The following is a 14,447-nucleotide window of genomic DNA, read 5'->3' as shown; positions in this document are numbered from 1 at the left end:
ACGTGAGCCAGCGAACTAGCTCAATCCCAGCTCGGACCAGATGCGCCGGACGTGTTGACGTTCGACGACAAACTGATCCCCCGTGACCACCCCGGCCTCCTTTTGCAAGGCTTGGCGGTGGGCGACGGCGCGAAAGGCCTTGTAAGCCTCGCGCAACAGGCTGGCGTCGGTGGCGGGCATCAGCCCCACCTGCTCCAGCCCTTCCAGAATGCGGATATTGTCGGTGTAGCGCAGTAACGCCGGATGTTCCCTGGACCAGGCCAGGGCCGCGTATTGCACCATAAATTCAATATCGACGATACCTCCGGCGTCTTGCTTAAGGTCGAATGGCACCGTGGCTTCGTAGGCATTTTCGGCAGTGCCGGCGGCGGTTATCCGCGTGCCAAGGTTCTCGCGCATCTTGGCGCGCATCTCGCTGACTTCCTGGCGCAAGGTCGGCAAATCGCGCTCGCGGCCCAGCACCCTGGCGCGCACGTTCTCGAACGCCGCCCCTACCTGCCTGCACCCTACCAGCACCCGTGCGCGCACCAGTGCCTGATGCTCCCAGGTCCAGGCTTCGCTCTCCTGATAACGCTCAAAGGCGCCAAGCGAGCTGACCAGCAAGCCCGACGCGCCTGAAGGCCGCAGGCGCATATCAACGTCATACAGTTGCCCGGAGTTGGTCTGCGCGGTCAGCAAATGGATGATCCGCTGGCCCAGCCGGGTGAAGAACTGCGCACCGTCGATGGGCTTGGCGCCGTCGGTTTCGGCATTCGGATCGCCATCGTGGATAAACACCAGATCCAGATCCGAGCCATGCCCCAGTTCGATCCCGCCGACTTTGCCATAGCCGACAATAATAAAGCCGGGGTCGCACAGGCTCCCGTCGCTACGCTGCGGGGTGCCGTACTTGGCCACGGTCTGACGCCAGGCCAGGGCCAGCACCTGTTCCAGAATGGCTTCGGCCAGCCAGGTCAGGTAATCGCTGACTTTCATTAAAGGCAGGCTGCCGGAGATTTCCGAGGCCGCGACCCGCAAACGGTGGGCCAGCTTGAAGTTACGCAAGGCTTCCATCTGTTGCTCAAGGTCATCCTCGGGGATACGCGTCAGGCGTTCGCGCAACTCGGCGGCCAGCTCTGGCGCCAGCGGCGGCTTGAACAGGCGGCGCTCGTTGAGCAATTCGTCGAGCAACAACGGGAAGCGGGTGATTTGCTCGGCGATCCACGGGCTGGCCGCGCACAGCGTCAGCAACCGGCGCAGGGCGTCGGGGTTTTCGGTCAGCAACACTAAATAAGCAGAACGGCGGGCCACCGCCTCGACCAGCGGCAATACCCGCTCCAGCACCAGATCGGGGTTGGCGTGCTCGACGGCCTGGGCCAGCAAGCGCGGGATAAAGGCATCCAGCCGCTCACGCCCCAGGCGCTGCATGGCCCGAAGTTGCGGACTGGAGCGCAAGGCCGCCAGTTGTTTCAGGGCTTTTGGCGCATCCACGAATCCAGCTTCTTCCAGCTGGACACAGGCTGCCGCATCATCCTGCACCTCTTCCCACAGGGGCAGCCACTCGCCACCGACGATTAACTCGCCTTCGTCGATGTCCTCTTCTTCATCCGGGTCGGCAATAACCTGACGGAAATGCCAGTCGATACGTCCACGCCAAGCCATCAGCTGTTCATGGAAGGCTGCCCAGCTGGCAAAACCCATCATAAAGGCGATACGCGCCTGGTCCTGCGCAGTGTCGGGCAGCATTTGGGTCTGGCGGTCGGCAATAGCCTGGATCGCGTGCTCGGTGTAACGCAAGAACTCATAGCCCTCACGCAGCTCAGTCACCACCGCCTCCGGCAAATAACCCTGCCCCTCCAGGGTGGCCAGTACTTTAAGCAGGGGTCGTTGCTGCAGACTAAGGTCACGGCCGCCGTGAATCAGTTGAAAGGCCTGGGCGATAAACTCGACTTCACGGATCCCGCCCGCCCCCAGCTTGATATTGTCGGCCATACCCTTGCGCCGCACTTCCTGCTGGATCAGCTGCTTCATAGTGCGCAGCGCTTCAATCGCCGAGAAATCCAGGTAACGCCGATACACAAACGGGCGCAACAGGCTGAGCAATTGTGCGCCCATCACCTGATCACCGGCCACGACCCGGGCCTTGATCATGGCGTAGCGCTCCCAGTCCCGGCCCTGATCCTGGTAGTACTGCTCCAGTGCATTGAAGCTGAGCACCAACGCACCGGACGAGCCATACGGGCGCAGGCGCATGTCGACGCGGAACACAAAACCGTCAACGGTCATCGGGTCCAGTGCCTTGATCAGGCGCTGGCCCAGACGGATAAAGAACTCCTGATTATCCAGCGGGCGCTTGGCACCGACGGTTTCGCCGCCTTCGGGGTAGGCGAAAATCAGGTCGATATCCGAAGACAGGTTCAGCTCTACCGCGCCGAGCTTGCCCATGCCCAGGATCACCATCTCCTGCGGCTCGCCACTGCGATTGCCGATGGGTGTACCGAACTGCTGGCAATGGCGCTGATACAACCAGCGATAGGCTTGATCGATGCTGGCATCGGCCATGTCCGACAGGTCGCGGCAGGTTTCGACCAAATCGGCCTGGCGGTTGAGGTCACGCCAGATAATCCGGATTTGCTGGCGGGTACGCTGGCGGCGCAGCGCCCGGCCCAGTTCATCATCGGTGCTGGCAGCCTGGGCGGCGCCGGCAATTTGCCCACACAGCTCGCCGGGTGCGAAGCTGCGGTCCAGTTCGCCCGAGCGCGCAAGCTCAAGCAACATCAAAGGGTCACGTAAAGACTGTTCTATAAAGAAGTCGCTTGCCGCACTGACCCGACTGAACGCAGACCAGCGTTCAGCCGACCAGTCATCCAGCCCCTGCCTGCCCCCAAGCCCCGCGACTGCAGCGCGCCATGCCTGCTCGGCACGGCTGGCCAGCGGCTGTAAAAGGGCAGGAATTGGAGCAAGCGACGGAAGGCTCATGGTCTATCCTTGATCGGCGATGGTGTTGCCGAGTACGGTGACAGGAAGAAACAGCGGTTTAATCCGACTGTCGAACAAAGGTTATAAATAGCTCGAAGATCACTTTGTTTAGCATCCAGCCTGCATATTCAAGGCTGAACAATGGTAAACGCACCAACAATATCGATTTTTCGCACAACGAAACAGGTGGCCACCGGGACCAATCCTGTAGTTTTACTACTGACTCATGTACTTGAAAGGCTGAAATGGCCGACGATTTGTAGTAAAACTACACGCCGCTGGAATCAACCTCCGGCCACCCAAGAATTTATGACGTCTGCCCACAAGGCCAGTCGCAAACTCAGGCAACCGATTCTGGAAGCCTATCCGCCCTGGAGCAAGCCATGCAAGACCTCGATCCCGTCGAAACCCAGGAATGGTTGGACGCCCTGGAATCGGTTCTCGACAAAGAAGGCGAAGACCGCGCTCATTACCTGATGACCCGTATGGGTGAGCTCGCAACCCGCACCGGTTCGCAGCTGCCATATGCCATCACCACGCCTTATCGCAACACGATTCCCGTAACCCACGAAGCACGCATGCCTGGCGACCTGTTCATGGAACGCCGCATTCGCTCGCTGGTTCGCTGGAACGCCATGGCCATGGTAATGCGCACCAACTTGAAAGATTCGGACCTGGGCGGTCACATCTCCAGCTTCGCATCCAGCGCAACCCTGTATGACATCGGCTTCAACTACTTCTTCCAGGCCCCGACCGACGCACACGGCGGCGACCTGATCTACTTCCAGGGTCACACCTCGCCAGGCGTTTACGCCCGTGCGTTCATGGAAGGCCGCATCAGCGAAGACCAAATGAACAACTTCCGTCAGGAAGTGGACGGTCAGGGCCTGTCGTCCTACCCGCACCCTTGGCTGATGCCTGATTTCTGGCAGTTCCCGACTGTATCGATGGGCCTTGGCCCGATCCAGGCGATCTACCAGGCGCGCTTCATGAAGTACCTGGAAGCCCGCGGCTACATCCCTGCAGGCCAGAAAGTCTGGTGCTTCCTGGGCGACGGCGAGTGTGACGAGCCGGAATCCCTGGGCGCCATCTCCCTGGCTGGCCGTGAAAACCTCGACAACCTGATCTTCGTTATCAACTGCAACCTGCAGCGCCTCGACGGCCCGGTTCGCGGCAACGGCAAGATCATCCAGGAACTCGAAGGTGTGTTCCGCGGTGCTCAGTGGAACGTGACCAAAGTCATCTGGGGCCGCTTCTGGGACCCGCTGCTGGCCAAGGACGTCGACGGTATCCTGCAACGTCGCATGGACGAAGTCATCGACGGCGAGTACCAGAACTACAAAGCCAAAGACGGCGCGTTCGTGCGTGAACACTTCTTCAACTCGCCAGAACTCAAGGCGATGGTTGCAGACCTGTCCGACGACGAGATCTGGAAACTCAACCGTGGCGGCCACGACCCGTACAAGGTCTACGCGGCGTACCACGAAGCGGTCAACCACAAAGACCAGCCAACCGTGATCCTGGCCAAGACCATCAAGGGTTATGGCACCGGCGCCGGCGAAGCGAAAAACACCGCGCACAACACCAAGAAGGTTGATGTTGAAAGCCTGAAGCTGTTCCGCGATCGTTTCGACATCCCGGTCAAAGACGACGAAATCGAAAACCTGCCATTCTTCAAGCCAGAAGAAGGCAGCGCCGAAGCCCGCTACCTGAGCGAGCGTCGCACTGCACTGGGCGGTTTCGTACCTCAGCGCCGCGCAAAAAGCATCAGCATTCCGACCCCGCCACTGGAAACCCTCAAGGCCATCCTTGACGGCTCCGGCGACCGTGAAATTTCCACCACCATGGCTTTCGTGCGCATCCTCGCGCAGCTGGTCAAGGACAAGGAAATCGGCCCGCGCATCGTTCCGATCATCCCGGACGAAGCCCGTACCTTCGGTATGGAAGGCATGTTCCGTCAGTTGGGCATCTACTCCTCCGTCGGCCAGCTCTACGAGCCAGTCGATAAAGACCAGGTGATGTTCTACCGCGAAGACAAAAAAGGTCAGATCCTCGAAGAAGGCATCAACGAAGCAGGCGCCATGAGCTCCTTCATCGCCGCCGGTACTTCGTACTCCAACCACAACCAGCCGATGCTGCCGTTCTACATCTTCTACTCGATGTTCGGCTTCCAGCGTATTGGCGACCTGGCCTGGGCCGCTGGCGACAGCCGCACCCGTGGCTTCCTGATCGGCGGCACCGCCGGGCGTACCACGCTCAACGGTGAAGGCCTGCAGCACGAAGACGGTCACAGCCACATCCTGGCCGGCACCATCCCGAACTGCCGCACCTTTGATCCGACCTACGGCTATGAGCTGGCGGTGATCATTCAGGACGGCATGAAGAAGATGACCGAAGAGCAACAGGACGTCTTCTACTACATTACCGTGATGAACGAGTCCTACCAGCAGCCAGCCATGCCGGCCGGTGTCGAGGAAGGCATCGTCAAGGGCATGTACCTGCTCGAGGAAGACACCAAGGAAGCGGCGCACCACGTTCAGCTGATGGGCTCCGGCACCATCCTGCGTGAAGTCCGTGAAGCGGCGATCATCCTGCGTGAACAGTTCAACATCGGCGCTGACGTATGGAGCGTTACCAGCTTCAACGAACTGCGTCGCGACGGCCTGGCCGTTGAGCGCAGCAACCGCCTGCACCCGGGCCAGAAGCCTAAACTGAGCTACGTTGAAGAGTGCCTGACTGGCCGTAAAGGTCCGGTGATTGCCTCTACCGACTACATGAAGCTGTTCGCCGAACAGATTCGTCAGTGGGTACCGGTCAAGGAATTCAAAGTGCTGGGCACTGACGGTTTCGGCCGCAGCGACAGCCGCAAGAAACTGCGTCACTTCTTTGAAGTAGACCGTCACTTCGTGGTGTTGGCAGCCCTGGAAGCCCTGGCTGACCGTGGTGATATCGAACCTAAGGTGGTGGCTGAAGCCATCGTCAAGTTCGGCATCAACCCGGAAAAACGCAACCCACTGGACTGCTGAGGAGAATATTTGTGAGCGAACTCATTCGAGTACCTGACATCGGCAGCGGCGACGGTGAAGTCATCGAGCTGTTTGTAAAAGTCGGCGACCGTATCGAAGCCGATCAGAGCATCCTGACGCTGGAATCGGACAAGGCGAGCATGGAAATCCCTGCTCCCAAAGCCGGTATCGTCAAAAGCCTGAAGATCAAGCTGGGCGACCGCCTGAAAGAAGGCGACGAATTGCTGGAACTGGAAGTCGAGGGCGCCGCTGCGGCGCCTGAAGCAGCCGCTCCTGCCGCTGCCCCGGCCGCGGCAGAAAAGCCTGCTGCAGCCCCTGTTGCCGAGGCCCCTGCGGCCCCGGCTGCACCTGCCGCTGCCACCATCCAGGACATTCACGTCCCGGATATCGGCTCGTCGGGCAAAGCCAAAATCATCGAAGTCCTGGTCAAGGTCGGCGATACCGTTGAGGCTGATCAATCCTTGATCACCCTCGAATCCGACAAGGCCAGCATGGAAATTCCATCGCCAGCCGCCGGTGTGGTTGAGAGCATTGCGGTCAAGCTGGATGACGAAGTCGGCACTGGCGACTTTATCCTCAAGCTCAAGGTTCAAGGCGCTGCTGCGCCAGCTGCTCCTGCCCAAGCCGCTGCTGCTCCAGCACCGGCCAAAGCTGAAGCAGCGGCTGCTGCCCCTGCGCCAGCCGCGAAAACCGAGGCAGCCCCTGCTCCGGCCGCCGCGCCTGCGCCAAAGGGTGGCAAAGTTCACGCAGGCCCTGCTGTGCGTCAACTGGCCCGCGAATTCGGCGTCGAGCTGAGCGCGGTCAGCCCAAGCGGCCCGCACGGCCGTGTGATCAAGGAAGACGTGCAGGCTTACGTCAAAACCATGATGCAGAAGGCCAAGGAAGCTCCGGCCGCCGGCGCAACCGGTGGTGCTGGCATTCCGCCGATCCCTGCAGTCGACTTCAGCCGTTTCGGTGAAGTTGAAGAAGTGGCCATGACCCGCCTGATGCAAATCGGCGCGTCGAGCCTGCACCGCAGCTGGCTGAACATCCCGCACGTGACCCAGTTCGACCAGGCTGACATCACCGAGCTGGAAGCCTTCCGCGTCGCGCAGAAAGCCGTCGCAGAAAAAGCCGGTGTGAAACTGACCGTACTGCCTCTGTTGCTCAAGTCCTGCGCGCACCTGCTCAAGGAAATGCCGGACTTCAACAGCTCGCTGGCGCCAAGCGGCAAAGCGATCATCCGCAAGAAGTACGTCAACATCGGCTTCGCCGTAGACACCCCGGATGGCCTGCTGGTGCCTGTGATCAAGAACGTTGATCAGAAGAGCCTGCTGCAACTGGCAGCGGAAGCGGCTGCACTGGCTGCCAAGGCCCGTGACAAGAAGCTCACCGCTGACGACATGCAAGGCGCGTGCTTCACCATTTCCAGCCTCGGGCACATTGGCGGCACCGGCTTCACGCCGATCGTCAACGCACCGGAAGTGGCGATCCTCGGCGTTTCCAAGGCAACCATCCAGCCAGTCTGGGACGGCAAAGCCTTCCAGCCGAAACTGATGCTGCCGCTGTCGTTGTCCTACGATCACCGTGTGATCAACGGCGCTGCTGCTGCACGCTTCACCCAGCGTCTGAGCCAGTTGCTGGGCGACATCCGCACTATCCTGCTGTAAGCCACGCCCCGGCCTTCTTCACTGAAGGCCGGGGTAGCGCACTGTTTTCCGAGCGCCACGCTCGTACCTCAACCCCGCCATTTGGCGGGGCTTTTTTTTGCCTGCGTGTTTAAAACTCCCACACCCCCTGTCCCACCCGCACTACAACCCGCGCTGATTCCGGGAATGGGTCACCTCCCCCCTCACTTCTACGGTTAAGAAAAGGACTTTAACCACGCGATTTGATCGCCAAGCATCAGAAAGGATTTCGATGTGAACAGACCGACCGTTGGCCCCATCCTGGGTTATACCACCACCCATAACGCGCGTATTTTTGTGCGCGGCGCCCCTGACAAAAACAACGCCGTCTTCGCCGGCATCCGCCATCGCAAGGCTGGCCAAAACCAGTGGTCAGCGGGCGTGTACGCAAGGCTTAGCCCTGAATTCGACATGTCCGATGTCCTCGTCCTGAGCGAGCTAAGCGCCGATACCCGCTACGAATACCAGGCCGGCTGGTTCACCACCACCCGCCACGACCACACCCCCGCAACCGTCAAACAGCTACCGCTCAAGTGGCCTGATAACACATACAGCTTCAAGACCTCACCCAACACCTCCAACCGCACACACCGCTATGTAGTCGGATCGTGCCGCTATCTGCGCCTCACCGGCGGTATCCCTTCAGCCCCGGAACTGGGGGACGAAATTTTCAGCGCCATCAGCGCACTCAACCGACAACACCCTCTGGATGCAGTGGTCATGACCGGTGACCAGGTGTATGTCGACGACTTGAATGTCCTGTTGCCTGACCGCGAATTCACCGCCATCAGCAAAAAATACCAGACGGCGTTCTCCCAGCCCTATATCCGCAACCTGATGTCAGGTACGCCGACTTACATGATTCTCGACGACCACGAAATCGAAGATAACTGGCCTGCCAACCGGGGCAGCGGCGACCAGGTGCTCTACAACAACGCCATGACCGCCTACGAGATTTATCAATGCAGCCACGGCCCGGCCCACGACTTGCTACCCAACGGGCGCATCAACCGCGACCTGAGCCGCTACTGGTACTGGTTTGCCGATGGCGATATCGACTGGTTTGTCATGGACTGCCGCACTGAACGCATCCTCTCCGGCCCCAGCAAAAACATGATTGGCACCCAACAGGAATACGCGCTGCTCAAATGGCTGATCAACAGCACGGCCAGGGTGAAATTTATCGTCAGCAGCGTGCTGTTCATGCCCGATCAGAAACACGGCGCTGATGCCTGGAAAGCATTCTCGGCGCAGCGCAACCGGATCCTTGAGACCATTCGCTCCCACGCCATAAAAAACGTGGTGTTCGTTTCCGGCGATATTCATGGTTCCCTCACCTGCCGGCTGAGCCACAACAAAAACCCGGAGTTTGTCGTACACAGCGTGGTGTCCTCTCCGCTGTGCAACAGCAAAATGCTGCCTTATGCCAGCGTCAGCGACCTGATCGTCAACGCCCCTCTGTCCAGGGTCGGCACCGGCACATATTCACTCCAGCTCACCAGCCGCGTGGTGGGCGAGGACAACTTCGCCTGCCTGACTGTTGAAGGCCAGCAGCTCAAGGTTGATTTTCACAATAAAAAGGGCCGGATCATCGAGTCCGCAAGCATTGCACTCAGATAAGCACAAAACCTTGTCGGCCGGCCTGCAGAAATCTGTCGGCCGGCCGATAAGTCCTTATGGCACTTGGCCTTTATGTTCACTTGTCAGCACCGCGAGCATGATGCAACCTTGCCGTATCCCACAGGAATAGGGTGACAGCCCGTGCGCAATCCGCATTTGTGAAGCGAGTGCCCTAATGAAAAGCCAACCCGATGCTGCCCCGCGTATGGCAGCCGAGGTCGTGACCCAGCTCCCCGTGCCTTCCAGGCTCGGCATGCTGCGTTTCGAACGGCTTAATGAAGCCAGCTGGGCCATGCTCTACCTCGACCCGCATTGTGAACGCCAATTCGGCATCTGCGCAGCACAGCTGTGTGCGCTGGTCGGCTCGCCCTACGCCAGCCTGATGGAGCCACAGGCACGCTATCGCCTGCACGATGCAATCGAGCACCAACTGCGTACCAGTCATCACTACGTGGTGCATTACACCCTGCACACAGCGCTTGGCCCGCTGAAGCTGATGGAACTGGGCGAAGCCTACAAAAAGCACAACCGTCACTTTCTGCGCGGTTATCTGCTGGCCATTGAAGACAGCACTGACAACTCGCTGCCAGCCCCGGTGGCCGAACTCGAAACCCAGAACAGCCGCCTGCAGATTGCCCTGGCGCTCAACCAGCGCACCCAGCAGGACCAACTCCAGCACCTGGAGCGCGTACGTGCACAGCAGGACTTGATCCTGCGTCTGGCCCGCCACAGGTACAGCCAGCACAACTCACTGCAAGAAGCCGCTGAGCTGATCACTCGCAGCGCCTGCGATATTTATCAGATCGACGGCGCCAGCCTGTGGAACCTCGATGGCAACCAGCTGTTGCCGGTTTCCGCATTCCAGCGCGAAACCCAGGCCTATATTGCCCAGGATATCTTCGACGCCAGCCTGTTCCCCGACTACCTCGAAGCCCTGCACACCAGCCGTTCCATTGACGCCCAGAACGCCAGCCGCGACCCGCGTACCCGCGAACTGGTAGCCAGCCTGGGCCGACACGAAGCCAACGCCATGCTCGATGCTGGCATTCGCATCGACGGCCAGGTCGTCGGCGTGCTGTGCCTGGAACAGGTCGGCAAAACCCGGGCCTGGCAGGCAGATGAAATCGCCTTTGCAGGTGAACTGGCCGACCAGTTCGCCCAGGTCATCAACAACCACAACCGGCGTACCGCCATCAGCGCCCTGCACCTGTTTCAGAGGGCAGTCGAGCAAAGCGCCAACGCCTTTTTGCTGGTCAACTGCGACGGCGTGGTGGAGTACGCAAACCCCAGTTTTACCGCCATCACCCAATACAGCACCGAAGAAGTCCAGGGCCACAAGCTGTCCGAACTGCCTGCACTGGAAAACCTCAGCGATCTGCTCTTCGACGCCCACTCCAGCCTCAGCAAAGGCAATAGCTGGCAAGGCGAATTCAAGAGTCGGCGTAAAAACCTGGAACCCTACTGGGGCCAGATGTCGATCTCCAAGGTATATGGCGACAACCGGGAGCTGACCCACTACATCGGCATTTACGAAGACATCACCGAAGCCAAGCTGGCACAACAGCGCATCGAACGCCTCGCCTACACCGACAATCTGACCAATCTGGGCAATCGCCCGGCCTTTATCCGCAACCTCGACGAACGTTTCGCCCGCAACAGCAACACCCCGGTGTGTCTGCTGCTGGTGGATATCGACAACTTCAAGCGGATCAACGACAGCCTCGGCCACCAGACCGGCGACAAGCTGCTGATCAGCCTGGCCCGCCGCCTGCGCAACAGCCTGAACGCCAGCGATGGCTTGGCGCGCTTTGCCAGTAACGAGTTTGCGGTTTTGCTGGACGACATTGATTTGGTCAACGGCCAGCAAATCGCCAGCCAGTTGCTGATGACCCTCGACAAGCCGATGTTTGTCGACAACCAACTGATCAGCGTCACGGGCTCCGTCGGGGTGGCCTGTGCGCCCTTGCACGGTCGCGACCCACAAACCCTGATGCGCAACGCCGGCCTGGCGCTGCACAAGGCCAAGGCCTGCGGCAAGCATCAGGTACAGGTGTTTACCGAGGCCCTGAACGCCGAGGCCAGCTACAAGCTGTTTGTCGAAAACAACCTGCGCCGCGCCTTGACCCAGAACGAACTGGAAGTGTTCTACCAGCCCAAGCTGTGCCTGCGCAGCGGGCGACTATTGGGCATGGAAGCGCTGTTACGCTGGAACCACCCCAAGAACGGCATGATCCGCCCTGACCAGTTTATCAGCGTGGCTGAAGAAACCGGGCTGATCATCCCCATCGGCAAATGGGTCGCCCGCCAGGCGTGCCGCATGAGCAAGCAACTGAGCCTGGCCGGGCTGGGCCACCTGCAAGTAGCAATCAACGTGTCACCCAAGCAGTTTTCCGACCCGGATCTGGTGGCCTCCATTGCCAGCATCCTCAAGGAAGAACAACTGCCCGCCGCGCTGCTGGAGCTTGAGTTAACTGAAGGCTTGCTGCTCGAAGCCACCGACGACACCCGCCTGCAGCTCGACCAACTGAAAAAGCTCGGCCTGACCCTGGCCATGGACGACTTCGGCACAGGTTACTCATCGCTCAGCTACTTGAAAAAATTCCCGATCGACATCATCAAGATCGACCGTAGTTTTATCAAAGACATCCCCGACAACCAGAACGACATGGAAATCACCTCAGCGGTGATCGCCATGGCCCACAACCTCAAGCTCAAAGTGGTTGCCGAGGGCATAGAAACCGCTGCACAGTTGGCCTTCCTGCGCCGCCACCGCTGTGACGTGGGCCAAGGCTATCTGTTCGACCGCCCTATTCCTGGCAGCGAACTGATAGAAAAGCTCAAACGCTATCCCCGTGGCCCCCTGGGCTAACAGCGCTGTAACATAGCGCGTCTGACTTCCTACACTCTGACAGAGGACTTGAACCATGGTCTTGCGCTCGGAAATCCTGGTGAATAAAAACGTGCTACCCACTAAAGAACAGGCCCTGCCGGGCCGCGACACCCATGTACAGCTGCCAGAAACCCACTACGTAACTGGCCAGCCGCTATTGGGCCCATTCCCGACGAATGTGGACTTTGCGATTTTTGGCCTGGGCTGTTTTTGGGGCGCAGAACGCAAGTTCTGGGAACGCGAAGGCGTGGTCAGCACCGTGGTCGGTTATGCCGGCGGCTACACGCCGAACCCGACTTACGAAGAAGTCTGCTCGGGCCTGACCGGCCATACCGAAGTGGTACTGGTGGTATACGAGCCAGAAGTCATCAGCTACAAGCAACTGCTGGCCATGTTCTGGGAACTGCACAACCCGACCCAGGGCATGCGCCAGGGTAATGACATCGGTACCCAGTACCGCTCGGTGATCTACTGCACCACGCCTGAGCAGCTTGAGCAGGCACTGGAAAGCAAGAAGGTGTTCCAGGCTGAACTGGACAAGGCTGGCTTGGGTACCATTACCACCGAAATCGACCAGGCACCTACGGTGTACTTCGCCGAGGCGTACCACCAGCAATACCTGGCGAAAAACCCGCAGGGTTATTGCGGTATCGGCGGCACCGGCGTGACCTGCCCGATTTGATGTAACACAACATATAGTGTGGGAGCGGGCTTGCTCGCGATAGGAGCGACACGGTGTTTCAGATAGTCCGCATCCATCCAGTCGCGAACAAGCCCGCTCCCACATTCGTTTCAGCTTTTACTCAGCAATCAACCATTCCATCTGCCAGCCACCCTGGGTTTGCCCCAGTTTCTTGGCCAGCCACGGCAGCAGTTCGCGCAATTCTTCTTCCAGACCCCAAGGCGGGTTAGCAATGGCCAGGCCCGAGCCATTGAGGCTGTTTGGCGTGTCCAGCGGATGAACGAACAACTCCACCTGCAACAACTTTGGTGCACCTGAACCCGCCAGGTCCTGATAAAAACGGCGCAGCTGACGCTTGTCCTTGATCGGGTACCAGATCGCTACAACGGTCTGACGCATGCGGCTGATCGCATCTTTCAGCGATTCGGCGCAGCGCTTCATTTCATCGAGCTTTTCAAATGGCGGATCGATCAGCATCAGGCCACGCTTTTCAGCCACCGGCAGCAATGCACGCGGCACATGCCAGCCTTCGCCCAAATGCACGGCTACGCGGCGATCGCCCTTCATGTTGTCCTTGAGCAACACACCGTCTTCGGGGTGTTTTTCGTTCAGCAACACGCGATCCTGGGAGCGGGTCAAGCGCCGCGCCCACTCAGGCGAGCCCGGGTAATAGCGCAATTCGCCATCCGGGTTCATCTTGTGCAGCACTTGCATGTAATCATCGGTGATCGCTGGCAGGTCTTTCTGCCCCCACAACCGCGCGATACCTTCCAGATACTCGCCCGTACGGTTGGCCTGATCGCCCTTGAGGTCGTACAAACCAATACCGGCGTGGGTATCGAGGTAGGCAAAGGGCTGCTCTTTGCGCGACATCAGGGCGATGAGGCGGGTCAAGACGATATGTTTGAAAACGTCGGCGTGGTTGCCGGCGTGGAAGGCGTGACGATAGTTCATGGTTGCTCCTGCGCAGGGGGCTAAGTTTACCCTGCGCAGCGAGCCGCGTCAGGCCTTAAGCCTGAAGCCGCGCCGGACGGCAGTCAAATGTACTGAGGCTGCAAGATCAGCTGCTGCACTGTGGGAGCGTCACCTTGGCGGTCCATCGAAAAACGATGATCCGCATCTGCGATTAATACGTTGCCATCCAGAACCTCAACGCGAAGCGCGTACGTGTGTATGTCATGCCCCACATGTTGATCATCAAGGTGGAACATAAAATCCCATGGCGCTTTAATCGCCGTGGGCTCACTGATCAAGCCCAGCTGCTTGAGGCTACCGTCAACTTTCACGCCATTGAGCTGAATGGTCCAGACGTATTGGCTCTGGAACTGGAAAGGAATTTCACGAAGTGAGATCTCACCTTTTATTGTTTTACCGTCCATAGAAAAGCTCCTTGATAAGGCGTCCGAAAGCGAACGCTGACGCAAGACTAGCCTCTCTTTAACGCCCTGAAACACGCTCAGACCTTTCCCAATAAACACCCAGCTCATTCATGCAATGGGCTCTGAAAACGCTTACAGCTTTAGCGGACACCCAATAAAAACGGCCCGCTCCCATAAAGGAGCGAGCCGTAATTTTCTCTGCAATTTAGCGAGCCAGAGCTCAGC

The 14,447-nt window shown here is 59.2% G+C and carries 8 protein-coding genes; 5 read left to right on the top strand and 3 right to left on the bottom strand.

What is annotated here, in order from left to right; genetic code table 11:
• Positions 1-15: 15 nt before the first annotated feature.
• Complete coding sequence (glnE, locus tag ACZRMH_RS03810; RefSeq protein WP_464012240.1) at positions 16-2,958, bottom strand: bifunctional [glutamate--ammonia ligase]-adenylyl-L-tyrosine phosphorylase/[glutamate--ammonia-ligase] adenylyltransferase; 2,943 nt, start codon at positions 2,956-2,958, stop codon at positions 16-18.
• Between the two features lie 383 nt (positions 2,959-3,341).
• Here glnE and aceE point away from each other — a divergent pair, with 383 nt between their 5' ends.
• From aceE to msrA, 5 genes are all read left to right on the top strand, one after another.
• A complete protein-coding gene (gene aceE, locus ACZRMH_RS03805) occupies positions 3,342-5,984 on the top strand; it encodes a pyruvate dehydrogenase (acetyl-transferring), homodimeric type (protein ID WP_464012239.1) in 2,643 nt (880 codons plus the stop codon).
• An 11-nt stretch (positions 5,985-5,995) separates the two neighbouring features.
• Entirely contained in the window at positions 5,996-7,633 is a 1,638-nt protein-coding gene (gene aceF / locus ACZRMH_RS03800) for a dihydrolipoyllysine-residue acetyltransferase (RefSeq protein WP_464012238.1), read from the top strand.
• Between the two features lie 252 nt (positions 7,634-7,885).
• On the top strand, positions 7,886-9,271 hold the full coding sequence (locus ACZRMH_RS03795; protein WP_464012237.1) for an alkaline phosphatase D family protein: 1,386 nt from the start codon (positions 7,886-7,888) through the stop codon (positions 9,269-9,271).
• 175 nt (positions 9,272-9,446) lie between these two features.
• Complete coding sequence (locus ACZRMH_RS03790) at positions 9,447-12,140, top strand: putative bifunctional diguanylate cyclase/phosphodiesterase (RefSeq protein WP_464012236.1); 2,694 nt, start codon at positions 9,447-9,449, stop codon at positions 12,138-12,140.
• A gap of 55 nt (positions 12,141-12,195) precedes the next feature.
• Positions 12,196-12,843, top strand: coding sequence for a peptide-methionine (S)-S-oxide reductase MsrA (msrA, locus tag ACZRMH_RS03785; protein WP_464012235.1), 648 nt, complete (start codon positions 12,196-12,198; stop codon positions 12,841-12,843).
• Positions 12,844-12,960: 117 nt separating this feature from the next.
• Here the strand turns inward: msrA and ACZRMH_RS03780 are convergent, their stop codons facing one another.
• Together ACZRMH_RS03780 and ACZRMH_RS03775 are read right to left on the bottom strand one after the other, a co-directional pair.
• Positions 12,961-13,797: a 23S rRNA (adenine(2030)-N(6))-methyltransferase RlmJ gene (locus ACZRMH_RS03780; RefSeq protein ID WP_464012234.1), complete on the bottom strand. Its 837-nt coding sequence runs from the start codon at positions 13,795-13,797 to the stop codon at positions 12,961-12,963.
• 83 nt (positions 13,798-13,880) lie between these two features.
• Positions 13,881-14,222: a KOW domain-containing RNA-binding protein gene (locus tag ACZRMH_RS03775; RefSeq protein ID WP_464012233.1), complete on the bottom strand. Its 342-nt coding sequence runs from the start codon at positions 14,220-14,222 to the stop codon at positions 13,881-13,883.
• Positions 14,223-14,447: the final 225 nt, after the last annotated feature.

It is taken from the genome of Pseudomonas sp. B414, from assembly GCF_055408445.1.
The sequence above is the reverse complement of the archived record's forward strand: the minus strand, read 5'-3'. Positions and strand labels throughout refer to the sequence as shown.

Bases quoted from the DNA above. Each gene is read 5' to 3' on its own strand.
- glnE (WP_464012240.1), bottom strand. From the start codon at position 2,958: ATGAGCCTTCCGTCGCTTGCTCCAATTCCTGCCCTTTTACAGCCGCTG.
- aceE (WP_464012239.1), top strand. From the start codon at position 3,342: ATGCAAGACCTCGATCCCGTCGAAACCCAGGAATGGTTGGACGCCCTG.
- ACZRMH_RS03790 (WP_464012236.1), top strand. From the start codon at position 9,447: ATGAAAAGCCAACCCGATGCTGCCCCGCGTATGGCAGCCGAGGTCGTG.
- msrA (WP_464012235.1), top strand. From the start codon at position 12,196: ATGGTCTTGCGCTCGGAAATCCTGGTGAATAAAAACGTGCTACCCACT.
- ACZRMH_RS03780 (WP_464012234.1), bottom strand. From the start codon at position 13,797: ATGAACTATCGTCACGCCTTCCACGCCGGCAACCACGCCGACGTTTTC.
- ACZRMH_RS03775 (WP_464012233.1), bottom strand. From the start codon at position 14,222: ATGGACGGTAAAACAATAAAAGGTGAGATCTCACTTCGTGAAATTCCT.